The organism is Sandaracinaceae bacterium, from assembly GCA_020633055.1.
In the GTDB taxonomy this organism is placed as follows: domain Bacteria; phylum Myxococcota_A; class Polyangia; order Polyangiales; family Houyiibacteriaceae; genus JADJJE01.
This window is the reverse complement of sequence record JACKEJ010000011.1, coordinates 401,989-425,808: the sequence shown is the minus strand read 5'-3', so window position 1 is coordinate 425,808 and position 23,820 is coordinate 401,989. Positions and strand designations below refer to the sequence as shown.

Sequence of the window (23,820 nt, the reverse complement as noted above, 5' to 3'; positions counted from 1 at the left end):
TGGCTCAGTCCACCTGCAGCGCGGCCAGCGCGACCTTGGCCTCGGCCATGATGCGACGGATGAGCTCGGCCACGGTCGGCAGCTCGTCGATCACGCCCACCACCTGCCCCGTGGGGAGGATGCCCGAGTCGCGCCCGTCCACCATGCTGGCCTTGGTCAGCATCGGGGCGTTGGCGGCCATGGCCAGCTGCGACCAGGTGAGGCCCTTGCTCTCCTTCATGGCGCGGCCTTCTTGCACCATGTCCACCAGCTTGGTGTTGGTGAGCTTCATGAGCGTGAGCGCGTTGCGCGCCGCCTTGGGGAAGCGCGTGAGCGGGCTGGCCTGCTCCAGCTCGTCGATCATGGGCGTGCGGATGACGCGCTGTGGGTAGCCGTCGATGGCGCGCGTGACCACGGTGCCGTCGATGGGCGTCTTCACGTACTGCGCCTTGATGTGCTCGGGCACCTGGCTCTCCTGCGTGAGCAGGAAGCGCGTGCCCATGGCGATGCCGCTCGCGCCGCTGGCCATGGCCGAGACCAGACCGCGCCCGTCGCTGAAGCCGCCTGCGCCCAGGAAGGGGAACGACACCACGTCCGCCACCTGCCGCATGAGGATGTGCGTGGGCACGTTGCCCGTGTGGCCGCCGCCCTCGTGACCCTGCGCGATGACGGAGTCCACGCCCCACTCGGCGACCTTCTGCGCGTGACGCTGCGCGCCGATGGTCGGCATGGTCAGCACGCCGGCCTCCTTGAGGCGCGCGATGACGGCCTTGCCAGGCGCCTGCGCGAAGCTGGCCACCTTCACCTTGGCGTCGATCAGCAGCTCGACGCGCTTCATCACGTCGGCTTGATCCGCGCGCAGGTTCACGCCGAAGTTGCGGTCGGTCGTGTCCTTGACGCGCGTGATGGCCTGCTCGAGCTCCTCGAAGGTCATCGTGGCCGCGGCCAGGATGCCGAGGCCGCCGGCCGCCGACGTGGCTGCTGTGAGCTGCGCCCCCGAGACCCAGCCCATGCCGGTCTGCACGATGGGGTAGTCGATGCCGAACAGGTCGCAGATGGGTGTGCGCAGCTTGGCGTCCAGCTTCTGGTCCAGCGTCCGCTCCGCGCCGCCTGTCGGGGCCTTCGCGGCGGGCGCTACGCGCACCCGCTCGGCGCGGGTCGTCTCCACCTCGGGCGCGCTGGCCTCGGGAGTTGCGCTTGGCTTCGCGGCGGCGGCCTTGGGGGCCTCGCTTGGCTTCGCGCCGTTTGCCTTCGGTGCGCTCGCCTGCTTGGGGGCCTCGCTGGGCTTCGCTGCCGCCGCCTTGGGGGCCTCGGTGGGCTTGGCGCCGTTGGTCTTGGGCGCGCTGACCTGCTTGGTGGCCTCGGCGGCCTGCGGCGCCGTGCTCTGCACGTTGCTCTTCGCCTTCGCCTTCGCCTTGGGCTTCTTCGCCTTCGTGGCCGTGCTCTTCTGCGCTTCGCTCATGACTTCACCTCACGCGCCGCGATGCCCTTCGGGTCCAGCTTGCGCAGCCAGGCCAGCTCGTCGGCCGTGGGCTCGCGCGAGACCGGGACGTCGCTCGGGATGACCAGCTCGAAGCCCGTCGCCGCCACCACGTCGTCCACGCTCACGCCCGGGTGCACCGAGCGCAGGCGCATGCGGTTGTCCGGCGTCTCGAAGTCCAGCACGGCCAGGTTGGTGATGACCCGCCGGATCTCGTGCCGCGCGCGGCTGGCCGGGTGCAGCTTCGCCGCGCGGTCGTAGCCGACGCCCGCCACGCAGTCGACCTTGGGCACCAGCACGCGCGGGTTGTGGTCGCCCAGGAAGTAGCTGGTGGTGTGGCAGACCGTGTTGCCCGGCGCGCCGCGCACGCCCAGCAGCTGGGTCTTCGGCTGCTTGAAGGTGCCGCCCAGGTACGCGAGGTTCTGGTTGCCGTACTGGTCCACCTGGCTACCGCCCATCATCACGTGGCGCTTGCCCCAGAAGAGCGTGTCGAACACGAACGGGAACGGCATCCAGCCCTCGATGGTGGCCGTGCTCGGGTCCGTCCCGAGCGGCACGTTCTCCGCCAGGATCATGTTCGCGCCGTCGGTCATGACCATGTCCGGCTCGAACGTGGCCCGCGCCAGCATGGCGCCCAGCTTGGACACCGGGCTCATGGGGCTGCACATGATCTCGCCATCGCCGCGGAAGCACTCCGCCACGGCGACCGCGCACACGTCCGTGCGCGTGACTGCTTGGTTCTCGGAGCTCACTTCGCCACCGCCTTCTGGTACTCGGCCTCGCTCACGTCGAGGTACTTGGCCTTGAACGCCTCCCACGCCGCCGGGTCCTTCGCGGTCGCGGCGTACTCCTTCTGGAACGCCTCGTCGCGCTCGTAGTCCGGCGGGCACTCCGTGAAGTGCGCGCCGCCCGGCGCGTGCACCACGCCCTGCACCATCATGCGGTTGATCTTCAGGGTCTGGAACGAACCCTCGTCCAGCAGGTTGGCCGTGGGGATGATCTTCTCGGCGCTCATGAAGGCCTTGTCCGCGGCCATGCAGAACAGCTCGTCCATGTAGGGGTCGCGCCCCAGGTACTGCCCGTTGCCGGCCGTGTCGGCCCGGTTCATGTGGATGAACGCCACGTCCAGGCGCTGCGCGGGGATGGCCACCAGCTCCTCGCCGTCGTCGTAGGGCGACTTCACCGTGCGCAGCTGCGGCTGGTTGATCATCACGTCCGAGCCCAGGCCCGCGCGCGTGGGCAGGAACGGCAGGCGCCACGCGGCGGCCTGCAGGCCCAGGCGGAACATGCCCTCGTCCAGCGAGACGGCCTCGACGGTCCCGGCCTGACGCGCGTTGCGGAAGTGCGGCTCGAGGGGGATCGAGTCCAGCGAGACGAAGCCGTAGACCACCTTCTTGGCCTGCCCCGTGGCGCACAGGATGCCCACGTCGGGGCCGCCGTAGCTGACGATGGTGAGGTCCTTCACGCCCGAGCGCACCAGCGCCCGCACGAAGGCCATCGGCTTGCGCCGCGAACCCCAGCCGCCGATGCCGACGGTCATGCCGTCGCGCACCTCGGCGACGGCGTCTTCGAGTGTCATCGTCTTGTCTGCCACGTCGCTCTTCTTTCAGGGCGTAGCGGGTGTACCGCGAGTGCGCCCAGGGTGGTTCAGCTGCCGGCCTTGGTGTCCACGTCGCGCTTCTCGACGAAGGCGTCGCGCGCCTCGTCTGCGGCGCCAGCCAGGTTCAGCTGGAAGGTGAAGCCCTGCTCGAAGCGGTAGGAGCGGTTCACGTCCACCGGGTCGATGTTGTTCAGGCACTCCTTGGCGGCGCGCACCACCGCCTTGATCTTCTTCTTGAAGGTGGCCGCCACCTCCATGGCCTTCGCGCGCGTCTGGTCGCGCGGCACCACCGCGTAGACCGAGCCCCACGCCTGCAGCTCCTCGGCCGTGGCGTTCTCGCAGGTGAGCACCATGGCGCGCGCCTTCAGCGGCGGGACCAGGCGCGCCAGATGCGTCGCGGCGCCCAGGGCCCCGCGGTCCACCTCGGGCAGGCCGAACTTGGCGCCCGTGCTGGCGATGATGATGTCCGAGTTGCCGACCAGGCCGATGCCGCCGCCCACGCAGAAGTCGTTCACGACGCTGATGACGGGCACCTCGCACTCGTAAACGGCCTTGAACGCCTCCCAGCAACCCTTGTTGGCCCCGAGCAGCGCCGTGAAGCCCTCCGTGGTCTGCATCTCCTTGATGTCCACGCCGGCGTTGAAGCCCTTGCCCTCGGCGCGCAGGACCACGCAGGCCACCTCGGGGTTCTTGCCGCAGGCCGTGATCTTGGCCGCGAGATCGAACCAGCCGGCGACCGTCAGCGCGTTGACCGGGGGGTTGTTCATGACGACTTCAGCGATGCCGTCGTTGATCTCTACGGAGATGGTCATGCGTGCTCTCGGTGGGGCTCGAGGGGGGAGGCCGCAGCGGGCAATGGGCCTCGCCGCGCGTGGGTCGAAAAGTAGAACACGTTCCACTTTGGTGCAACCCGACGAGCGTGGTCGCGTCGGGCCGAAAAAGCGGCGCCCGCCGACGGTGGGCTCCGTGGCGGGCGTCGGGTCTTGGCGTGGCGCGTGCGTGGTGGGCTCCGTGACGTACGCCCAGCGTCCGACCTGCGTCAGGTACGCGCGACGAAGCTCGTACAGCTCCCCATGGGGTGGACCGCTCCGAGCCCGAGGCTGCAGTCACCACAGGCGGTGGTGGGTGCGTTCGCGGGGAAGAAGTTGCAGTCTTTGCAGAGCTTGGCGGGGTCCGCGCCGGTGTCGGTGTACGACATGGAGCTGCGGAGGTTGGTCTGCGTGGGGTTGAGCCCCGTGGAGCAGGCGAAGCCCGCGGGCTCCTCGCTGCCGCCGCAGCCCAGGAAGGTTGCCGCGAGGGCGGTGCCCCCGATCAGCGCGGTGCCGCGGTGCAGGAAGACGCGCCTGGACATGGCGCGGGGGGCATTGGCCTCGGACTTGGAGTGACTCATGGTTCCATCCTCGTGGTTTGGGGCGAGCGCACCGTCGCCTCAGGCGGCGTCGGTGCTGTTAGGGGAGTGATAGTGCTCTTCCAGCACCTCGGCTAGGTACTCACACACATCCGTCGTCGTCAGGATGCCCGCGAGCTTCCCGTCGCGCAGCACGACGGCCGAGCCGATCTTGCGGGCCCCCATCTCGCGCGCCACCTCGGCGAGCGACGCGCTCCACTCCACGATGTACGGGCCGGTCGACACCAGACCCCCCATGTCGATGTCCGATCGGCCCTCCGCCTGGGCGCGCCACAGATCGCGTTCGCTCACGACACCCAGCACCGTCTCGCCACGGGTGACGGGGATGTGGCGGATGTCGTGCTCCTCCATCATCGCCCAGGCGCTCGCCACGTCGGCGTTGGCGTCGATCGAATAGGGAAAGGGCGTCATCAGACGCGCGACGCGCGCGGCATGGGCTTGGCGGGGCGCAGCATGCCACGTTCGCGCGGGCGCGCGCGCCGGCCCCAGCGCGCGTGGCCGTGGCGGGCGTCGCGGCCGTGTGAGCGTGGCCGCTGCCTGTGGCCGTGCCCACGCTCCGCATTCGCCGTCATCTGTGGTGGTCGGCCTCGGCGACGGATCCACCGTTCAGCGTAAACGGTCCGCGGTGAGCCCCTGCACGTCGCGCTTCCAGCGACTGACCTGAGGCCGTCGAACAGCGCGTACGTACGGCAATGCAGCAGCCATCTGATGAGCGTTTTGGCGAAGCCTGCCACGCCACGAGACCGTGGCTGCCCCGCGTGCGTCGACCGATCCGTGCGCGGCCGTCGTCTCCCGCGCCGAGTTCCGCGGCGTTGACACCCAGCCAGCAAGAACGCGGGTGCCGAAAGCGCTGCGACGACGGCGCGCGAGGGTCGCTGAAGCCTGCGCATGTGAAGCCGAGCGTCGCGAAGGTTAGTTGGTGGCGGGGCCGAGCACGAGTCCGACCAGCACGGCGCCCGCGGAGAGGCCCTTGCTCACGAGCACCGCGGCGAGCGGCGCACCAGCGTGCTCACGCAGAGCGGTACGACACCGCGCTGTCATCAGCAGCAGCACGTCCAGACAGCGCGGCGCAGGCAGCCAGGAGCGTCAGGCGCCAGCGGACGTCCCGCGCAGGCCGCCGCCAGCAGTCCCAATTTATCGTGAACCAGCGATGTGCACGGCTGTCCATTCGGTGCAGCGTTTGCGGAGCCCTGTGCGCCCTTCAATGTCCAGTGGCAGGTTTTGGGGCACGGCGCGGCGCGCCCCGTGGGGGCTACGTCGCAGTGCGCCTACAGTCCGGCACACGCCGCCGCGACGGCGACGCGAGCGCCCTGACGAAGCGCGCCACCAGCAGCCCGGGCCCTAGGGAAGCGTCCCGTCATGAGCAGGCGTCTCGGCCCCCAGCTGGGGGGTCGCGAGGAAGGCCACGACGAAGGCCGTGGCGCGCTGCGCGAGCGGGACTGCGCTGCGTGCCACGGGCAGCACGCCACACGAGCAGAGGGGCAGGAGCGCCCACGACGGCCCCAATGCAGCGCCAGCGTGAGCGGTTCCGTCTCCATGCGCAAAGTCCGCAACGCTATCGCGACCTACCGAAGCCAGCCACCAGCAGGCCCAATGAGCGGCGGAGTGGCGTCCAGCGCGAGGTCCGCGAGCGCGTCGGTCAGCCGCCAGGGCCGAGTCAGCGGTGTCGCTGGTTCTTCGTACTTCGCCGTGCGCGTGCCCGCTCTGCGATACGAGCAGCACACCGGCGACACGGCCAGCACGTCGAGCACACGCGCGAGGCCGTCGCGCGGCCCTCGGGGGGCGTCGTGCGACACCACGTGATCAGTGCGGCCTGCCGCGCAGGCCGTGATGGGCGTGAACGCCACGCGGTGCTGGTGCTGATGGCGCCTGCGAGCGCCATACGCCGCCGATAACGCTGGACAGCGCCATGACCCTCAGCGCTGGCAGGATGCGACGGCCCCAGTGCTGGACGGCGGACCAGTAGCCCGACGACGGCACCCCGTGTGCGCCGCGATGGCCGGTAAACAAGTCGATGTGCATGTGCTCGGTATGGGCACCACTCGCAACGCGCTGAGCGCCGGTCGCCGTCGCCCACTTGATGCAGCATCATCGTGCGAACAGCCAGGAGCAACAGCCCAGCGCGGATGCGCAAAGCGTCGTCGTCGAACCGATCCGGGCTGTGCGTGACCGTGTCCGTGGCCAGGGCCGTGGTGGTGGTGGAAGAGCCGTGGACGAGCATCCCGCCCCGGAAAACGAGGATGACGGACGCCCGCCTGCCCACAGTGCCTCCGGCAGCAGTTGGCCGGAACACGACGCGATCGCCGCCACGAAGGCAAAAGGCGCAGGGGCCCAGACACGGGCCCTGACCCCTGAGAGGTTGAGCACGTGCCCAGCAGGGTGGGACAGAAGAGCGAACGAATAGGCGGTGAGGGTCAGGGGCCGGGCGCGATTATGCCGGAGTGTGCGACGTCTCTGCTAATGAGCGGCTACGCGGGCCTGGGTGTACTGTGTATATCTAAAAAATCAAGTAATTTCGCTATTTTAGAAAATCGGTCCTTGACGATCTAGGCGTGGAACGGTCATTCTGTGTTCATGTCCGAGCGCAGTTACGACCTTGCCGAGCTCTCCTCGTTGCTGAAGTTCTCCTCCGCGTACCTGAAGATGCTCCTGAAGAAGCAGTCGGGTTATCAGCCCGACCAGCCCATTTCTGCGGAGCTCGCCGCCGCGGTGGCCGCCCAGGTCAACCGGCCCTGGCCACCCGCGAACGCGGCCTGATCTTCCCGCACTTGTGGATGCGCTCGAGCGGACGCTCGAGGATGCGCTCGCGTGTACGACCACGTCGCCGGTCGTCGCGCGTCCCGTCGGTGCTTGCAGAGCGGTCGTGTGTCGCCTCAGTCGTCGCTGAGCAGGTCGTCGAACGCTGCGTCCAGCTCGTCGTCGTCCGACGCGTTCGGCTCCGATGCCGCCGCCATGGCGGCCTGCACCTTGCGGATGCGCTGAGAGACGCCGCGGAAGACCGCGTCCCGCTTGCGGACCTTCTCGAAGAAGTACAGCGCCTCGTTGTTGTCGCGGAGCACTTCGTACGCGTTCGCGAGCTCGAAGTAGAGCGCCAGCTCCTCGCGTTCGTTCTTCTCCTCCGCGTGGAGCCCCGCACGGAACGAGTTGATGGCGTCCTGCGTGCGACCTTGCTCCATCCGGCAGAGCCCCACCATCGTGTTGCACGAGCACGCCCGGGCGGGGTTGCGCATGGCCACCTCGAACTCCACCACGGCGTCGTCCAGCAGGCCCATCTCCTTGTAGGCGATGCCCAGGTCGAAGTGCGTGTCGCTGTCGGCCTCGTCGACCTGCTCCTCCACGCCCTTCTTGAACTGCGCGAAGACCTGCTCCACGTCGAGGATGCCGCGCCGGCTGCAGGCGGGTCTTCCGGTGCCCTCGGCGAGCTTTCCTTCGCCAGCGCGAAGCTCTCGTCCTCGAGCTCTTCGCCGGGACCCTCCGAGGCCGCCCGGATCTGAGCGATGCGCCGCCGCAGCGTGGCGGAGTCGGGATACTCGTCCGCGAGGTCTTCCAGACTGGCGAGCGCCGCGTCGTACAGGCCCTGCGCCACGCAAAGAACTCTCGGCCTCCTCGATGCTCCTCCGCCACTTCTTCGACGTCTTCGTCCTCCTGCGCGTCCTGGCAGCGTCCTGGTGTCCTGTGCGCCTTGGGCGTCCTGCGCGCCCTGTGCGTCCAGTGCGCCTTGGGCGTCCTGCGCGCCCCAGGCGTCTCGAATGCCTCAGTGGCGGGGGGGCGGTCGTCGTGGCAGCTCCCCCGCGGTGGCCGGCGTTTGTTCCACGGGCGCGGGCGTGCAGAAAGCCTTCGGGCGAGCTCGGGCGAGCTCGGCGCCGTGTCCGAGGACGGATGGGGCCCCTCCGCCGCGTCCAGTATGTTGCCGTCAGCGCCTCCGGGAGCGCGTCGCGCTGCACGGTCGCGCTGCCGGGGATCTCCGAGTCGGTGGTCGCGTGACGACGCCAGGGACATACTCTCCGAGGGGACGCCCTGTGGTGTGGATGGTGAGCGTCCGGGAACTCGCTCAAGCGTTCCTGGCGGGTAGCTGCTACGGACGGGCTCCGGCGCACCCATCGCGCTCGGGCGGCACGGGACCTGCGGCTGCGCGCGGGTCTGGCGCGGGCACGGGGGCCGCCTCGACACTTGGACGGCGGGGCAGACCCTGGTCGTCCATCTCCAACCGGGGGCGCTTCCGCAGGTTCCTCGGAGGCGACAGGCGCGGCATCATCCGGGACCGATGCGCCTGTCGCGCCAGTGGCCTGGAGCGCGCCTGTCGCTTCGACCAGGACGGCCACTTCGCTCGGGAGCGGCACGCTCACGCGTCCCAGCATGATGCGTGCGTCGATGTTGACGGATCCAGATCGAGCACGGCGTCGAGGTACATCACCGACAGTAATGGCCGCACCTGGCTGGCGAGATGTGAGCGCCATGTCCAGCAAGCCAGCGAATCTGAGTCGTCCATCATGCCGTTCAAGGTAGACGTCGCCGCTGAGCATCTGACGTGCCAGCATGTAGTCCGCGCGCCTGATTGACGATGCCTGAGCTGTCCTGTGCCTGGTCCCAGCAGGCTGAAGCGCAGGAACCACTCGACTTCGACATCAGGCGCTCGATCCGGGCCAGATCGCCGGTCAGACCAGAAGCCCGCGTAGCTCTCGGACGGAGCTTCGGAGGATTCCGGCTCGTACTTTGTGCGGGGCGTCGTCGTTCGCGAGGGAGAGCTCGGCGTAGGCTTCGGTCGATGGGCCGGGGACGGTTCGAGCGCGCCCGTGTGACCCGAGACGGCCTCGGGGCAGCGGGTGGGAGTCGGACTGTCGTCGAGGAAGATGTCGGCCTGAGTCGCTTCGGTCGGCCTGGCATCAGTCTGATGATGATCTCGGCGTCGTCGAAGTCGTCCTCGAGGAGGTCGAGCTCCTGCACGCTGTCGTCGTCGTCGTCCCCGAGAGCGCTCGTGTTCGCGGGCGCAACCGGGGCCTGTTCGATGGTGTGCTTGGGCACGGCGCCCACCGTGCCCGTGTTGGGCCTCGGGGGCGCCATGATGGTGCTGGACTCGAACAGCGAAGAGGCATCCGGCGCTGGGGGCTTGCCGCCAAGCGCGGTCTTGGCCTCTTGATCGTTCGGGTCGAGCTCGAGGATCTTGCGCAGCACGCGCTCGCGCTCGGCGGGCTTCTTGCCGTCCTGATAGATGCGCGCGATCTCGCGGTACACGCTGATGGTCTTCGGGTGCTGCCCGAGCAGGTGGAAGGCGCGCGCCAAGAGCTCGAGCGTGGCGACGTCCTTCGGGTTGGCCTGGAAGCAGACCTGCAGCTTGCTGAGCGCACGCTTCGCGTCGTTGCGCTCGAGGTACATCAGCGCCACCTCGCGCGCCACGGCGACGTCGGGGCGGTGGAACAGCAGGCGCTCGGCGACCTTGATGTAGTCGTCCATGCGGCCCTGCTCGCGCAGCAGGTTCGCGCCCGCCTCGAACTCGGCCGCCGCCTCTTCCATGCGCTCCATCTTGCTGAGCGCTTCGGCGTACTTGATGCGGAATCGATGCCCGGAGTCGCTCACCAGGTCGAGCTGCTCGTACATGTTCGCGAGCTTGAGCTGCGAGTCGAGGCTGCTCGGATCCAGCTTGAGGATCTGCTTGTAGACCGCGACGGCCTTGAGAAAGAAGCCCTGGCTAGCGTACTGCGTCGCGGACCTGGCTGTACGAGTCCACGGCGCTGATCGTGGGCCCCCGTCTTATAGAGGTCGCCGATCTTCAGCAGCAAGTCCGCACGTCGCGGGGATCGTCCGCGACAAGGAGCCGATACTGAACGATCGCCTTGTCGTAGCCAATTCCTTCGCGACGAGTTTCTGGGCACCGAGTACTTCGTTGCGGGTCGACTGCGATCCGTATGGGGTAGGCCAGCATCACGCCGTAATCACACGGCATTTTGCGTCGCCATGATTGTACGTTTCTGCCGTGGGCCGGTCAACAACGGCGCGCACGAGGGACCTGACAGGTGTCGACCAGGGTCGAACGGCCCCGGTTTGACGGCCTACAGACGCTCGGAGAAGCGCGCGGAGAGCGCCCTGGTCCGGAAGTCCTCGTTCTCGAGACGTGCGCAGGTGCAGCGGGATGTTGGGTGCGATGCCCCCACCAGCGGTGTCTTCGCTCCAGCGCGCGCACCATGCGCACGCGCGCCTCTTCCCGGTGCGTCCGTAGGTGATGATTCCCGCCAACAGCGAAAGTCGTACGCAGCTGGCACGCGCCAGCCCCCTGCACACGCGCTCGTCGACGCGCACGCCCGCGCCGCCAGGCGGGTGGTACCAGATGAGCCCGGGCCATTGGGCGCGAAGGTGACGGGGTCCTCTGCGCTGGGACGCGGCACTCGATGGCCCAGCCGCGTGGCTTGAGCTCGCGGTTGGGAACCTACGGGGATGCCTGCGGCCACGCGGATCTGCCGCTGGCGATGAGGTCCACGCCACCAGCTTCTCGGTCACGGTGCTCCACCTGATGCGCGTGTTCATCTCCATGAACGCGAGCTCGCCGCGCTCGTCCAGGTGAACCTGAGCGTGCCTCGCCGACACAGTAGTGCTGTGCTCGGCCAGCAAGCGCCGGTCGGTGCCGCCATGTCGAGGCGCAGCCGTCGGACGGCCACGCCGGCGCTCTCCACCAGCTTCTGATGGCGCTCTCTCTGATGGAGCACCTCGCGCCGCCCAACACGCGCACGTCGCCCTGGCCGTCGGCGATGACCTGAACTCGATGTGGCGTGTTCTTCCACGAAGCGCCTTAATGGCCAGGTCACCGTTCTGAAGCCCGCGATGGCCTCCCTAAGCGCCTGCGCGCGAAGGACGCCGCCAACTCGGCGGTGCGGATGATCCGCGCCGCGCGCCTGCGCCGCCTCCTGAAGCCTTGAGTATCACGGTGGGGGAAGCCCACTCTTGGCTTTCAGGACGGCGTCCTCCGTGTCGGATGACTTCGCTTCCGGCGAGGGGTAGCCTAAGCGCTTGGCCAAGCGGCGCGCTGACCGCCCCACTGGCCTGGCGTTGTTTGGCCATCCGATGAAGTCAGCCCAACATCATCACCGCACAAAGCGCCGCAAAGCTGGCGTTCTCCGACAGGAACCCGTAACCCGGTGCACGGCGTCCGCGCCGCTGATCTCGGCCGCCGCGATCAGCGCAGGGATGTGCAGGTAGCTCTGCTTCGCCACCGCCGGCCCGATGCACACGGCCTCGTCGGCCAGGCGGACGTGCAGGGCGTCGGTGTCGACGTCGCTGTGGACGGCGACGGTGGCGATGCCGAGCTCGCGACAGGCGCGGATGACGCGCACCGCGATCTCTCCGCGGTTGGCGATCAGGACCTTGCGAAACACTACGCGACCTTGATCTTGAAGAGCTTGTCGCCGTACTCGACGGGCTTGCCGTTGACGGCGGCGATCTCGACGATGACGCCGCTCACCTCGGACTCGATCTCGTTCATGAGCTTCATCGCTTCGACGATGCACAGCACGGTGCCGGGCGAGATGCTCTGGCCCGTCTTCACGAACGCGGCGGCGCCGGGGGAGGGCGCGGCGTAGTACGTCCCGACGAAGGGCGACGTGATCCACTGCGTGTTGGCGTCGTCTTCGGCCGGGGCCGCAGCGGCCGGCGCGGCTGTCGCGGCGCTGGCGGGCGCGGGCGAGCTCGGCAGCGCCACGGGGCTCGGCGCCAGCGTGCTGACGCTGACCACGCCGCCGCCACGCTTCAGCGAGATGCGCTCACCGGCCTTCTCGAGCTCGATGTCGCTCATCTGGAACTCAGTCATCGCGCGCATCAGCTCGCGGAGCTGTTCAAGATCGATGTCCATGGCCGCTTGCTAGCACCAAAAGCAAGGCCGCGTCAGCTTTCAACGAACGACGCGCGCGTCTTGTCCCGGTAACGTCCCGGTGGGTCTCAGCCGAGCTTGGCGGCGAGCGCGCGCAGCCCGAGCAGATAGCTGTCTGGGCCGAACCCTGCGATCTGCCCCACGCAGACGGCGGCGCTGTACGAGTGGTGCCGGAACGCCTCGCGCGCGTGGATGTTGCTCAGGTGCACCTCGACCACCGGCAGCCCGCAGGCTGCGATGGCGTCGCGGATGGCGACCGAGGTGTGCGTGTACGCGGCAGGATTGATGAGCACCGCAGCGAAGCCCTCGCGGGACTGCTGGATCCAGTCCACCAGCTGACCCTCGTGGTTGCTCTGCCTGCACTCGACCGAGAGGCCCAGCTCGACGGCCAGTGCCTGCAGCGACGCGTCGATGGAGGCCAGCGTGGCGTGCCCGTAGACCCCGGGTTCACGCACGCCGAGCATGTTCAGGTTCGGCCCGTGCAGCACGAGGACGGCGCGCGCCCCGGCGGTGTCTCGGGCCGCTCGCTCTTGGTCGGACTCGGACATGGCGTCGGGCCCCGCGGCTAGGCCAGGTTCGAGGCCAGCGCGCTCGAGCGCACGCGCATGAGGTAGCGCGCCTTGCCGAAGTTGCCGGCGGGCCGCAGCGCGACCGCGAGGAAGTACTCGTCCGTGACCAGCCGGATGATGGTGGTCATGCGCTCGGCGCGGATGGCGACCTCGTTGGCGCTGCCGATGTCCAACATCTCCGCGGCGTTCTTGATCTGCTTCAAGATGACGCTGTACTCCATGCCGACCGTCTCGACGTCCAGCACGGCGTCGTCGTCGACGTACTGCTCCACCGGGATGCCGTCGTATCCCATGAGGATCGCGGCGACGGCGCCGTCGGTCTTCTCGACCACTTCTTGTAGGACCTCTCTGAACATCGGACCTCCGGAGCGCTCATCAGCGCACGCCGAGCCCCCGAAAGTCAAGTAACTGTGGGCACCTGGGCGCGGGCGGCCCGCCCCCGGTGCCTTTGCGCAGGGCGCGCGCTCGGGGTAAGGCCTCGGCCAACCCGAGGAGCCCCGATGTCGTTCAAGTTCCCTTCCGAAGCATGGACCAAGGCCTATCAAGACGCGGTGAACGCGAACGATGGGTACCGCACGCACGGCAAGCCGTGGACCTTCGGCGCGGTGGCGTTCGTCATCAAGGCGGACCCGAGCCTGGGCATCGACGAAGACGTCGGCATGATCATGGATGTCCACGAGGGCGTCTGCCGCGGCACGAAGTACGTGACGGGCATGGACGCGGTCCAGGAGGCCCCCTTCATCGTCGTCGCCGACTACGCGCGCTGGCGTGCGTGCCTCGAGGGCAAGCTCGACCCCATCAAGTCCATGATGGAGGGCAAGCTGAAGCTCACCAAGGGGCACCTGCCGACCATGCTGCGCTTCGTCGAGTCGTCGCGGCAGCTGGTGGTCAGCGCCACGCGCGTCGACACGGAGTTCCTGGCCTGATGGAGCCCGCCGTCGAGCTCGCGCCAGGCGCGGAAGAGCACGGCTTCGCGCCGATGCTGGCCACCTTGCTTCGGCAGAACCTGGACGACCACGAGGACAAGCGCGCCACGGCCCTGCGCATGCGCGGACGGGTGGCCATGGTCATCACGGACCTCAACATGTCCGTGACGCTCGAGTTCGTGCCGTATGCGGTGCGCGTGCACGCAGGCATCGTCGGCATCCCCGACGTCACGGTGCGGGCCGGCAGCGAGCACATCATGAAGATGTCCATGCTGGAGCTCGGGCGCTTCGGCCTGCCCAACCCGCGCGGCGAGGTGGCCCGCGAGCTCTCCGCGGCCGAGAAGGCTGGCGACATCAAATACTACGGCGCGCTCGCGAACGTGCCCCTCATGCTCCGCCTCACGCGGGTGATGTCGGTGAACCCATGAGCGGGCAGGTGCGCGCCGAGCGCGAGGGGCCCATCGGCTGGCTGGTGTTCGACCACGCCGAGCGCCGCAACGCCATCCACCGCGCCATGTGGGAGGCCATCCCCGAGCGCCTGGCCGAGCTGGACGCGGACGAGTCCGTGCGCGTCGTCGTCATGCGCGGGGCGGGCGACGTGGCGTTCGTCGCAGGGGCGGACATCAGCGAGTTCGAGCAGAGCCGCATCGGGCCAGGCGCCCGCGACTACGACAAGCTCACGGAGCGCGCCTTCGAGGCCCTCGCGCATGTGCGGAAGCCACTCGTCGCGATGATCCACGGCTTCTGCATCGGCGGCGGGAGCGGCATCGCGCTGCACGCGGACATGCGCTACGCGGCGGACGACGCGGTGTTCGCGATTCCCCCCGCGCGCCTCGGGCTCGGGTACAGCGCGACCAACGTCGAGACGCTCGTGGGCGTCGTGGGCCAGGCCTCCGCGCGCGAGATCCTGTTCACCGCGCGCCGCTACGACGCGAGCGCGGCGCTGCGCATGGGGCTCGTGCACGAGGTGCTGCCCAAGGCGCAGCTCGAGTCCTTCGTGCGCAAGCTCGCGCTGCAGGTGGCCGACAACGCGCCGCTCACGCTGCGTGCGGCGAAGCACTGCCTCGGGGAGCTGCGCAAGCCCGCGCCGGCTCGCGCGGACGACGACACGGCGTCGCTCATCCAGGCGTGCTTCGACAGCGAAGACTATGCGGAGGGCGTCGCGGCGTTCCTCGCCAAGCGCCGGCCCGTCTTTCGCGGGCGCTGACCTGCGTCGTGTCGTCCATGGGCTGCGGTTGGGTCGTCAGCGAGCCTGCCGCGATGGACGATCGCGTGCGGCGTCCGCGGAGAGCGCGGACGCGTTCGCCTCCGCGGTGCTGCGAGGAGGGGGAGGGGTGCCCATCACCGCGTCGGGGAGCGAGGGGCGATGCGCGCCTTCGGCCTCGCGGGAAGGCGTCTCGGGCGAGCGGTCGAGCCTGCGCGCGAGGAGCAGACACGCGACGGACACGGTGAAGAACAGCGACCAGGATCCCCATACGGGCATGCGCGCAGCAGACCGCACAAACACGTCCTTGACAACTCTCTCGAACACACTAGATTCGCGCCCTGCTCAGCGGATGTGGCGGAATTGGCAGACGCGCTAGACTAAGGATCTAGTGGAGTAAAATCCGTGAGAGTTCGAGTCTCTCCGTCCGCACCCTCGAAAGCCAGCGCGCACGCGCTGGCTTTTTTTTTGCTCTGGTCGTGGTCCACGCAGCCACCTGCGCCCATCCCACCGGGGAGCTGCCAAGTGGGCAGGCTGGCCATCGGGTGGGCGGCGTGGCCGACACGCTCGAGGTCCCGGGCGGACCACCGACGCGCCGCGTGGGCAACCCGAGGGGCCCGTGCTGGGAGCGCTCGGGCGTCCGCCCCCGCGTGTCACGTGAAAATGATATTGACTTTCAATACGTGTGGATCCACATTGATGCCACCATGCTGGTTTGTCATTGCGAGCGCGTGAACGACAAGGTCATCCGCAAGTGCGCCCGGGAGGGCGCCCGCAACCACTTGGATGTCGCGTTGGCGTGCGGCGCAGGCTCGCGCTGCGGAGGGTGCCGCCCACTCGTGGACGAGATCGTCGCCGAGACCCACGCGGAGCTCCGCGGAGACGGCCTCTTCCCCCTACCGCTCGCGACCGGTTGACGGCGGGAGCGTCACGGCGAGCGCGCCTGCAGGCGCCGGCGCACAATCACCGTGACGGTGAGCGGCGCATGCACTAGCGTGCGAGCTAGCACAGGCGTGTGCCTGCGCCTTCCAACCAGGAGATGTCCCATGAAGGGCGATGCCGAAGTCATCGAGCTGCTCAACGAGGTCCTCACCTCGGAGCTGACCGCCATCAACCAGTACTTCATCCACTACAAGATGTGCGAGGACTGGGGGTTCGTGGCGCTCGCCAAGCAGAAGCGCGGTGAGTCGATCGACGAGATGAAGCACGCGGACGAGGTCATCGGCCGCATTCTCTTGCTGGGGGGGATCCCCAACATGCAGCGGCTCTCGCCGGTGCGCGTCGGCGAAGATCCCATCGAGCAACACAAGCTCGATCTCGCCATCGAATACGACGCACGCGAGCGGCTCAACCGCGGCATCGCCAAGTGCCGCGAGAAGGGCGACGAGGGCACGCGCGCGCTGCTCGACCGGATCCTGTCGGACGAGGAGGGCGGTATCGACTGGCTCGAGGCGCAGCTCCACATCGTCGAGCAGATTGGCCGTGAGAACTACCTCGCCCAGCAGATTCGCTGAACTCGCTCGTGTGGACGGGGTGTGACGCCCGTCGAGCCGCGTCAGGGGGTATCGCAGGGCGAGGGCAGAGCCTGCCCCAGCGCGATGCCCCCGAAGTTCGCAGGGAACGCCTCGAAGGTGATGCCGAGCGAGACGGCGTCGCAGAGGGTCCCTGCGGCGTCCGATGACGGGTCCAAGAGGACGTCTTGCATGCCAGTGAGCGCCGTCTGCAGCGTCCGGTAACGCGGGTCGTCGCGGCACACGCCGACGGACTCGGCCGTCCGCAGCAAGTCGGTGTACACCGGCCCGCGATGGTCACCGTGATGCTCTCGGCACCATCGATCATGAGGGCGCCGAGGTCGGCCGTGGCCACCATCCCTGACAGGCGGACGCGTGTCCCGAGGCCGTCACCCACCAGGAGGATCTCGGTGCCGTCCGGGATGCTGGTAAACAGGATGCCGTCGGTCACGTAAGCGTCTGGATCCACTACCAGAGGGTTGGCGGCGTCGATGTCGGCCGCCTCCGGGTCCAGGAAGGTGTCGTCACGACCCCAGAAAAAGTCGGTGCCGTCCCAGATGGGATCTGGGGCCACGATGGTGTGCGCTTCGTCCGTGTAGGCGGTGCTGCCGTCGATGAAGACGCTCGGTAGAGCGCCGGCGTTGCTCGGTGTGGCGAACACGCTCTGCGTGAGGACGATCTGCACGCGGTTGTCGTTGCGCGTGCCGTTCCAGCCGCGCACGCGGATGAGCGGGTTCCCCAGGCCGCGCAGCTCGGCGGCGATGGCGGTCGCGTCGAGTCCCTCGAACGCCAAGTTCAGTAGCGGGAAGAGGTTGTGCCCGAACGAGTTGTCCACCCCCTCGGTCCCGTCGATCTCGTGCGGTCGACCCTCCACTGGCACGCACTCCGTGGTGGTGGGCGCGTTGGACGCGCTGGTGCAGCGACCGTCGATGTTGTAGCCGATGTCCCGCCAGCGGTCGTTGTCCTGGTTGAGGAGAACGTCCCGCAGCGCCACCCAGAAGTCTGGGACGTCCGTGCCTTCGTCCGGCACGCTGCTCTCGGACACTCGACTGGGCGGCTGCTTGCTGCCGTCCGTGCATCCGATGGACGTGGTGTCGTCCTCGTCTGGGAGCAGCCCCGGATCGAACGGGGTGCAGGCAGGCGCCACCGACAGCCCAGCGCCGAGCGCGGCGGCCAACATCACGGCACGAACCGAACAAGTGTCAGTAAACGGCAGCATACGTCAGGAAGTGTAGCATACAGTCGGCGTTCCAAGCCAAGCGGAATTCGACCCCTCGAAGCGGTCTGCGGGTTCCGCGGGCTCAGAAGGACGCCACGATGGCCGTCACGTTGTCCCGACCGCCGGCGCGCTTCGCGCGGTGAATCAAGCTCTCGACGCAGAAGTGCGTCAGCGATGGGTTCACGCACGCTGCGAGCGTCGCCTGAATCTGCGAGTCCCCCAGCTCGCCGTAGAGTCCGTCCGTACAGAGCAGCAGCCGGTCCCCGGCCTGGAGGTGGAAGTGATGCAGGTCGACGTGCAGCTCGTCTGAGCCGCCACCGAACGCGTTGGTCAGGACGCTCGAGAAGTGTGAGCGGCGACCCTCCTCTTCGTCGAGCACGCCCCGTCGCACCATCGACTGCGCGAGGTTGTGGTCCTTGGTGAGCCGAAACAGCTCCTGTTCGCGCATGAGGTAGCCGCGGCTGTCACCCACGTGGGCCACGAGGCACTCTGGCCAGCGCACGTAGGCCATCGTGAGCGTCGTCCCCAACTCAGGGCTGACGCCCTTGCGGATCGCGACCTCGCGCATGTGCTGCTGCGCTGCTGCCGCGGCGTCCTTGAGTCCCGCCGCCACCGTCGCGGCGTCGCTGCTCGAGCTCGTGCCCAGCCACGGCATGAGCCGGAACGCGTAGTGGGTCATCGCGTCGACGACCACGCTGCTCGCCAGTTCCCCCGCGTCGTGCCCTCCCATTCCGTCGGCCACCATCAGCAGCCACGCTGGCGTGTCCAACAAGCGCTCGCCTGGCGTGATCGGGAATCCGCTCTGCATCAGCACGAGCGCGCGCTCGAGCTCCGCGATGAGGAACTGGTCCTCGTTGTTGTTGCGCACGCAGCCGACGTCGGTGGCTCCGAAGATCGCTGGCCGCGCCATCCCCTGCGCGTCGTCCCGCGTCGCCGAAAGGACCTGATAGGTCTTCCTCGTGCTCATGCTGGCGTCGAGCGTATCAGGCCTGGGCATGAAACAATCAGCGGGAAGCGATGCCCATCTACTTCGACCATCACGCCACCACGCCGGTCGACGAGCGCGTGCTCGACGCGCTGCTGCCGTACCTCCGTACATCCTTCGGGAACGCCGCCAGTCGCGTCCACACCCACGGCGAGGAGGCCCGTGAAGCCGTGGAGCGAGCCCGCGAGCAGGTGGCTCGGCTGCTGGACGGCCGTGCGGACGAGGTGGTGTTCACCTCTGGAGCGACCGAGAGCAACAACATCGCGCTGCTCGGGGCCTTGGTGCAAGCGGACGGCACCGCCAGGGGTCACGTCATCACGCAGGCCACGGAGCACCCAGCCGTGCTCGACACTTGCGCCGAGCTGGAGCGACGCGGCGCCGACGTGACCCGGCTGCCAGTCGATGCATTCGGTCGCGTGAGCGCTGCGCAGCTGAGCGAGGCCATGCGTGACGACACGACCTTGGTGAGCATCATGCGCTGCAACAACGAGGTCGGTACCGTCCACGACATCGACGCCTTGGCGCGCGTGCCCCGCCCGCATGGAGCGCTGTTCCACTGCGACGCCGCGCAGGGCCTGGGCCTGCTGCCCCTGAGCGTGCGCGAGACCCCCATCGATCTCGTGAGTGTGTCTGGCCACAAGCTGTACGCGCCGAAGGGCGTGGGGGCGCTGTGGGTGCGACGCAGCGCGCGGCAACGCTTGCGTCCGAGCGTGTTCGGTGGTGGCCACGAGCAGGGGCTGCGCAGCGGCACGCTCAACGTCCCCGGCATCGTCGGTCTCGGTGCGGCCGCCGAGCTGGCGCACGCCCAAGGCGCCACGGACGCGCGCCGCATCGCTGCGTTGCGGGACCGCTTGTGGGCACACCTGTCCACGCTCGACGAGCTGCGCCGGTTCGGTGACCCCCAGCACGCTCACCCCGGGAACCTCAACGTCGGCTTCGGCTACGTGGACGTGCCTGCGCTCCTGCTCGCCCTCGCGCCGTTCGTCAGCGTGTCGAGCGGCGCGGCCTGCAGCACGCTCAAAGCCAGCCCGAGTCACGTCTTGCTCGCCCTCGGCGCCCCGCCCGAGTGGCTGCGCAGCGGGGTCCGCTTCGGCCTCGGGCGGGGCACCACGGAGGCCGAGGTCGACGAGGTGGCCAAGCGCACGGTGGACGCGGTCCGGGCGCAGCGCGAGCGCTCCCCCGCGTATCGCGCCCGGGGCAAGGTCATCGACTGGTAGCGCGTTCGTCCATGTGGAACCTGGCTGCCGGCCGTGGCACACCTCTGCGGATGACCGCCGCGCGGCCCAGCCCAGCCGAGCCGGCGCCTGACGTGGAGACGTGGGCGTTGCGCTACATCGAGAGCGACGCGCTCGCCTACAAGCAGGCGCCGCCACCGCCGCCCGCCACCTTCTCCGGGACGGTCTCTCGCGTGCCGACGCGCCCCGGACGGCCTCCGGAGCTGCGCGTCGTGCAGCAGGGCCAGAAGCGACGTGGGCTCCGCAACCCGCGCGCGCGTGCCGAGCTGCTGCACACCTTCTGGCATCACGAGCTGCAAGCCGCGGAGCTCATGTGTTGGGCGTTGCTGCGTTTCCCCGAAGCGCCGCTCGAGTTTCGTCGGGGCCTCTTGGGCATCTGCCTCGACGAAGTGCGCCACATGGGTCTCTACGCAGCCCACATCGACGCGCTCGGCGCGGCCCTCGGAGACTTCGGGGTGCGCGACTGGTTCTGGGAGCGCGTGCCGCGCGTCAGCTCGCCTGCGGGCTTCGTCGCGTTCGTGGGGATGGGACTCGAGGCTGGCAACCTCGAACACGCGGGGCGCTTCGCCGCCCGCTTCCGCGACGTGGGCGACGAACCTGGTGCCGCAGTGCAGGAGCGGGTGGGGTCAGAGGAGGTGGCGCACGTGCGCTTCGCCACCCACTGGTTCGAGGTGTTCACGGGACACGGCGACTTCGAGACCTGGCGTGCCCATCTGCCACCGCCCATCAGCCCCGTGCTGCTGCGCGGGCTGCCCCTCGACCGTCACCGTCGCCGCCGCGCCGGGATGGACGACGCCTTCATGGATGCGTTGGAAGCGTTCCAACCCAGCTTGCTCCCGCCCGGGAGCGCGTAGTGTTCGTAGCCGGCGCGCAGCGGCGCGTGTGGTGCCTCAACCTCGACGCGGAGGACGAGCTTCGGCGTGGCCCGGGCTACACCCCGTCGCAGGCCACCGAGGCCGCGGTCGCGGCCGCGCGTCCGCTCGCGTCAGGGCTGGTCGGCGCCAACGACCTGACGGCGCACGACCTACACGCGCCGCTGACTTCCGTCGAACGCCAGCAGTACCGCGGGGAGGCTTGGTGTCCGACGCCGCGCGCGCTGAGAGTCCTCGCGGCGCTCGGTGTCACGCTCCCCGCGGCGCCCCCGTTCGATGCGCTGCGCGCGGTGAACGCGTCGCGCTTCCCCTACGACGTACTCGGGGCGCGCTTGGATGAGTCCCGGGTCTTGCACGCGCGCGAAGAGCTGGAGGCGTTCTTGTGCGCGCGTCCTCCCGCGAGCGCGGCGCTGCTCAAGCGGGCGTACGGCGCCGCGGGGCGCGGAAAGCTGCGGGTCGCCGCAGGCCGCCTGACACCGCCGGCCCGTGCCTTCCTGACGGACGCCGAGCTGGTGTTGGGCGTGGTCGTCGAGCCGTGGGTCCGCATCGTGCTCGAGGTGTCCCAGCACGGGTGGCTCGCGCAGGACGGAGCGCTCACCCTGGGACAGCCCTGCGTGCAGCACGTCGTCGGCGGACGCTTCGTCTCGGTGCGACGCGCGCTGCCCTCCGAGCTCTCCGTGCTGGAGCGGCAGACGCTGGTGGAGGCCGCGCGGACCCTCGCCGCCGCCATGCACGCCAGAGGCTACTTCGGGCCGTTCGGAGTGGACGCGTACCGCTACGAGGATGCGCGCGGCGCGCGGCGCTGGAACCCCTGCGGCGAGCTGAACGCGCGCTACACGATGGGATACGCGGCGGGCATGGAAGGGCTCCCTCGGCCTGACGCGTCTGCGCCCAGCTGCTAGATGCCCGCCATCATGTCGTCGTTCGCCACGCTCCTCGTCTCCTGCCCCGACCGCAAGGGGCTCGTCGCGTCCTTGGCGCAGGTCCTCTACGGCCATGGTGCCAACATCGTCGATGCGGACCAGCACACCGACGCGGTCGCGGGGCAGTTCTTCCAGCGCATCCACTTCGACCTGTCGGATCTGCACACGGACCGCACCAGCCTCGAGAACGGCATCCGCGAGGTGGCGGGGCGGTTCGAGATGAGCTTCCGCCTGGTGCGCTCGGACACGGTGAAGCGCGTGGGCATCTTCGTGTCGAAGTACGACCACTGCCTCTACGACCTGCTCCTGCGGCAGCGCAGCGGCGAGCTGGCCTGCGAGATCCCGATCATCCTGAGCAACCACGACGACCTGCGTCCCGTGGCCGAGCAGTTCGGCGTGCGCTTCGAGCATCTCCCCGTCTCCAAGGCCACCAAGGCCGAGCAGGAGCGGCAGGCCCTCGCGCTGCTCGGCGAGTGTGGCGTGGAGCTCGCGGTGCTCGCGCGCTACATGCAGATCTTGAGCGACGACTTCCTGCGGGCGTTCGAGGGCGACGTGATCAACATCCACCACTCGTTCCTGCCTGCGTTCGTTGGCGGCAAGCCCTACCACCGCGCCTACGAGCGTGGCGTGAAGCTGATCGGCGCTACGGCGCACTTCGCCACAGCCGACCTCGACGAGGGGCCCATCATCGAGCAGGACGTCGTGCGCTGCTCACACCGCGACAGCGTCGACGACCTCGTCCGCAAGGGACGCGACCTCGAGAAGGTCGTGCTCGCTCGAGCCGTGCGCCTGCACCTGTCCGACCGCGTGCTCGTCTATGGCAACAAGACCGTGGTCTTCGACTGAGGCGCGCGCGGGGGCATGGTGCTGGCGCGCCCGCAGCGTGTTCGGAACGTCGCGGGCGGCATCCCGGTCCAGCGCTTGAACGCCCGCTGGAAGCTCGATGGTTGCGCATAGCCCAAGTGGTAGGCGACCTCGTCGATGGCGAGGCGCTGCTCACCGAGGAGGCGGATGGCGACCTCTCGGCGGGCCTCTTCCAAGAGGAGCCTATGGCTGGTGCCTTCGTCGGCCAGCTTCCGGCGCAGCGTGCGCTCGCTCATGTTGAGCTCGCGCGCGACCTCCACGGCGGACGTGCCGCGCAGGGGGAGCTCCTCCACCAGCAGGGCGTACACGCGCGGTCCGAGCGCGCCGCGGGCCTCGAGCTTGCCGAGCTCGCGCCGTAGATGCTCTGTCAGGATGGTTCCGATGCCGTTGTCCCCCGCGCCGTGGCGCAGATCCAGCGTGCCGGCAGGGAGCACGATGGCCGTGGACTCGGCGGCGACCCGCACCGGGCATCGGAACGTCTGCTGGAACGCTTCGGCTGCCGTGAGGCTCGAGTGAGCGAAGTGCACCGCGGTGAGCGGGAAGTCACCGAAGATGAAGCGCGCCATGCGGTAGAGCGCCGCCACGGCGAACTCCACCAGCGACGCCGGGACCCCGTCGGGGTCGACCAGCGCGAACCTCAGCGTGGCCTGCTCTGGCGCGAGTGCGGCGCTGACGGTGACGTTGCCGTACACCAGCCGGTGATAACGGCAGGTGAGGTCGATCGCGTCGCCGAGGCGGCTCGCTGCGTTGATGACGTAGCCTTGCGGGTCGATGTCCCCCACGTGCAGTTCGCGCGCCGCGATGAGGCCGACGTCGGGCCCTACGCGGGCCTCGGCATCACGCCACGCGGCGTGCACGCTTTTCACGGGGACGCGCCCCGCGGTGCTGACCAAGCGCACGGGGGCGCGACGTGGCCCGCGCGACGCTCCCTCTTGCGTGCTGGGACGGGCACCTTCGACGACACTGGAGGGGACGCTCGGCAGCACGCGCTCGACGGCGCGCGCCAGCACTCCGAGGAGAAGCGGAGACGCAGTGCTGATGTCCCTTACGTTCACGTGTTCGACCCGTCCTGAGATCAGGCGGGCGACCACGGGAAACGTCCCAACCCTGCCTGCTGTCGCGGGCCGTTGTAGCGCTGTACGTGGAAGCCCGGGGGCTTTTTCGCACCGCAGAAACGGCCAACAGGTCAG

The 23,820-nt window shown here is 69.0% G+C and carries 28 protein-coding genes and 1 tRNA gene; 11 read left to right on the top strand and 18 right to left on the bottom strand.

What is annotated here, in order from left to right; translation table 11 throughout:
- Positions 1-4: 4 nt before the first annotated feature.
- The 7 genes from H6726_26365 to H6726_26335 form a co-directional block, all read right to left on the bottom strand.
- Positions 5-1,072 (bottom strand): nitronate monooxygenase, encoded by a 1,068-nt coding sequence (locus H6726_26365; GenBank protein MCB9661200.1) that lies wholly within the window; start codon positions 1,070-1,072, stop codon positions 5-7.
- 365 nt (positions 1,073-1,437) lie between these two features.
- Complete coding sequence (locus H6726_26360; protein MCB9661199.1) at positions 1,438-2,127, bottom strand: CoA-transferase; 690 nt, start codon at positions 2,125-2,127, stop codon at positions 1,438-1,440.
- A gap of 80 nt (positions 2,128-2,207) precedes the next feature.
- Positions 2,208-3,053 carry a CoA transferase subunit A gene (locus H6726_26355; protein ID MCB9661198.1) on the bottom strand — a complete coding sequence of 282 codons (846 nt, stop codon included), beginning with the start codon at positions 3,051-3,053 and terminating at the stop codon, positions 2,208-2,210.
- A 53-nt stretch (positions 3,054-3,106) separates the two neighbouring features.
- Positions 3,107-3,871 (bottom strand): enoyl-CoA hydratase family protein, encoded by a 765-nt coding sequence (locus tag H6726_26350; protein MCB9661197.1) that lies wholly within the window; start codon positions 3,869-3,871, stop codon positions 3,107-3,109.
- Between the two features lie 227 nt (positions 3,872-4,098).
- Positions 4,099-4,449 (bottom strand): hypothetical protein, encoded by a 351-nt coding sequence (locus H6726_26345; protein ID MCB9661196.1) that lies wholly within the window; start codon positions 4,447-4,449, stop codon positions 4,099-4,101.
- Between the two features lie 39 nt (positions 4,450-4,488).
- On the bottom strand, positions 4,489-4,878 hold the full coding sequence (locus H6726_26340; GenBank protein MCB9661195.1) for a CBS domain-containing protein: 390 nt from the start codon (positions 4,876-4,878) through the stop codon (positions 4,489-4,491).
- A 1,154-nt stretch (positions 4,879-6,032) separates the two neighbouring features.
- Positions 6,033-6,314, bottom strand: coding sequence for a hypothetical protein (locus H6726_26335; protein MCB9661194.1), 282 nt, complete (start codon positions 6,312-6,314; stop codon positions 6,033-6,035).
- A 727-nt stretch (positions 6,315-7,041) separates the two neighbouring features.
- Here H6726_26335 and H6726_26330 point away from each other — a divergent pair.
- On the top strand, positions 7,042-7,224 hold the full coding sequence (locus H6726_26330; GenBank protein MCB9661193.1) for a hypothetical protein: 183 nt from the start codon (positions 7,042-7,044) through the stop codon (positions 7,222-7,224).
- Positions 7,225-7,340: 116 nt separating this feature from the next.
- On the opposite strand, the gene H6726_26325 is transcribed toward H6726_26330, so the two are convergent.
- From H6726_26325 to H6726_26295, 7 genes are all read right to left on the bottom strand, one after another.
- Positions 7,341-7,838, bottom strand: coding sequence for a hypothetical protein (locus H6726_26325; GenBank protein ID MCB9661192.1), 498 nt, complete (start codon positions 7,836-7,838; stop codon positions 7,341-7,343).
- Between the two features lie 971 nt (positions 7,839-8,809).
- Positions 8,810-8,959, bottom strand: coding sequence for a hypothetical protein (locus H6726_26320; GenBank protein MCB9661191.1), 150 nt, complete (start codon positions 8,957-8,959; stop codon positions 8,810-8,812).
- Between the two features lie 5 nt (positions 8,960-8,964).
- The gene (locus H6726_26315) at positions 8,965-10,062 is read right to left on the bottom strand and encodes a hypothetical protein (GenBank protein ID MCB9661190.1); all 1,098 of its coding nucleotides are present in this window, start codon (positions 10,060-10,062) and stop codon (positions 8,965-8,967) included.
- A 1,478-nt stretch (positions 10,063-11,540) separates the two neighbouring features.
- A complete protein-coding gene (locus H6726_26310; protein ID MCB9661189.1) occupies positions 11,541-11,831 on the bottom strand; it encodes a hypothetical protein in 291 nt (96 codons plus the stop codon).
- Positions 11,831-12,304, bottom strand: a complete 474-nt coding sequence (gene accB, locus H6726_26305; protein MCB9661188.1) for an acetyl-CoA carboxylase biotin carboxyl carrier protein — start codon at positions 12,302-12,304, stop codon at positions 11,831-11,833. Before accB ends, H6726_26310 begins: the two co-directional genes overlap by 1 nt.
- Positions 12,305-12,390: 86 nt before the next feature.
- On the bottom strand, positions 12,391-12,870 hold the full coding sequence (gene aroQ / locus H6726_26300) for a type II 3-dehydroquinate dehydratase (GenBank protein ID MCB9661187.1): 480 nt from the start codon (positions 12,868-12,870) through the stop codon (positions 12,391-12,393).
- A gap of 17 nt (positions 12,871-12,887) precedes the next feature.
- Positions 12,888-13,247: a hypothetical protein gene (locus H6726_26295; GenBank protein ID MCB9661186.1), complete on the bottom strand. Its 360-nt coding sequence runs from the start codon at positions 13,245-13,247 to the stop codon at positions 12,888-12,890.
- A gap of 144 nt (positions 13,248-13,391) precedes the next feature.
- Between H6726_26295 and H6726_26290 the strand changes: the two genes are divergently transcribed.
- From H6726_26290 to H6726_26280, 3 genes are read left to right on the top strand one after another with little or no spacing between them, the layout of a single operon-like run.
- A complete protein-coding gene (locus tag H6726_26290; GenBank protein MCB9661185.1) occupies positions 13,392-13,817 on the top strand; it encodes an SCP2 sterol-binding domain-containing protein in 426 nt (141 codons plus the stop codon).
- Positions 13,817-14,245: a hypothetical protein gene (locus H6726_26285; GenBank protein ID MCB9661184.1), complete on the top strand. Its 429-nt coding sequence runs from the start codon at positions 13,817-13,819 to the stop codon at positions 14,243-14,245. Before H6726_26290 ends, H6726_26285 begins: the two co-directional genes overlap by 1 nt.
- Positions 14,242-15,024 (top strand): enoyl-CoA hydratase/isomerase family protein, encoded by a 783-nt coding sequence (locus tag H6726_26280; GenBank protein MCB9661183.1) that lies wholly within the window; start codon positions 14,242-14,244, stop codon positions 15,022-15,024. Before H6726_26285 ends, H6726_26280 begins: the two co-directional genes overlap by 4 nt.
- A gap of 36 nt (positions 15,025-15,060) precedes the next feature.
- Here the strand turns inward: H6726_26280 and H6726_26275 are convergent, their stop codons facing one another.
- Positions 15,061-15,300 carry a hypothetical protein gene (locus H6726_26275; protein ID MCB9661182.1) on the bottom strand — a complete coding sequence of 80 codons (240 nt, stop codon included), beginning with the start codon at positions 15,298-15,300 and terminating at the stop codon, positions 15,061-15,063.
- 69 nt (positions 15,301-15,369) lie between these two features.
- On the opposite strand from H6726_26275, the gene H6726_26270 reads away from it, so the two are divergent.
- The 3 genes from H6726_26270 to bfr all read left to right on the top strand — a co-directional run bounded on the left by H6726_26270 (position 15,370) and on the right by bfr (position 16,535).
- Positions 15,370-15,453, top strand: a tRNA-Leu gene (locus H6726_26270).
- A gap of 275 nt (positions 15,454-15,728) precedes the next feature.
- On the top strand, positions 15,729-15,938 hold the full coding sequence (locus H6726_26265; GenBank protein MCB9661181.1) for a (2Fe-2S)-binding protein: 210 nt from the start codon (positions 15,729-15,731) through the stop codon (positions 15,936-15,938).
- Positions 15,939-16,067: 129 nt separating this feature from the next.
- The gene (bfr, locus tag H6726_26260) at positions 16,068-16,535 is read left to right on the top strand and encodes a bacterioferritin (protein ID MCB9661180.1); all 468 of its coding nucleotides are present in this window, start codon (positions 16,068-16,070) and stop codon (positions 16,533-16,535) included.
- A 41-nt stretch (positions 16,536-16,576) separates the two neighbouring features.
- Here bfr and H6726_26255 read toward each other — a convergent pair whose 3' ends face one another.
- Both H6726_26255 and H6726_26250 read right to left on the bottom strand, forming a co-directional pair.
- Positions 16,577-16,816, bottom strand: a complete 240-nt coding sequence (locus tag H6726_26255; GenBank protein MCB9661179.1) for a hypothetical protein — start codon at positions 16,814-16,816, stop codon at positions 16,577-16,579.
- A gap of 1,017 nt (positions 16,817-17,833) precedes the next feature.
- Positions 17,834-18,718 (bottom strand): serine/threonine-protein phosphatase, encoded by an 885-nt coding sequence (locus H6726_26250; protein MCB9661178.1) that lies wholly within the window; start codon positions 18,716-18,718, stop codon positions 17,834-17,836.
- A gap of 50 nt (positions 18,719-18,768) precedes the next feature.
- Between H6726_26250 and H6726_26245 the strand changes: the two genes are divergently transcribed.
- The 4 genes from H6726_26245 to purU are packed head-to-tail and all read left to right on the top strand — an operon-like array spanning position 18,769 to position 22,612.
- Entirely contained in the window at positions 18,769-19,953 is a 1,185-nt protein-coding gene (locus tag H6726_26245; protein MCB9661177.1) for a cysteine desulfurase, read from the top strand.
- Between the two features lie 50 nt (positions 19,954-20,003).
- A complete protein-coding gene (locus tag H6726_26240; GenBank protein ID MCB9661176.1) occupies positions 20,004-20,825 on the top strand; it encodes a DUF455 family protein in 822 nt (273 codons plus the stop codon).
- Positions 20,825-21,745, top strand: coding sequence for a hypothetical protein (locus H6726_26235; GenBank protein ID MCB9661175.1), 921 nt, complete (start codon positions 20,825-20,827; stop codon positions 21,743-21,745). Before H6726_26240 ends, H6726_26235 begins: the two co-directional genes overlap by 1 nt.
- A gap of 12 nt (positions 21,746-21,757) precedes the next feature.
- A complete protein-coding gene (gene purU, locus H6726_26230) occupies positions 21,758-22,612 on the top strand; it encodes a formyltetrahydrofolate deformylase (protein MCB9661174.1) in 855 nt (284 codons plus the stop codon).
- On the opposite strand, the gene H6726_26225 is transcribed toward purU, so the two are convergent.
- A complete protein-coding gene (locus H6726_26225; GenBank protein ID MCB9661173.1) occupies positions 22,582-23,685 on the bottom strand; it encodes an AraC family transcriptional regulator ligand-binding domain-containing protein in 1,104 nt (367 codons plus the stop codon). The genes purU and H6726_26225 overlap by 31 nt on opposite strands.
- Between the last annotated feature and the right edge of the window lie 135 nt (positions 23,686-23,820).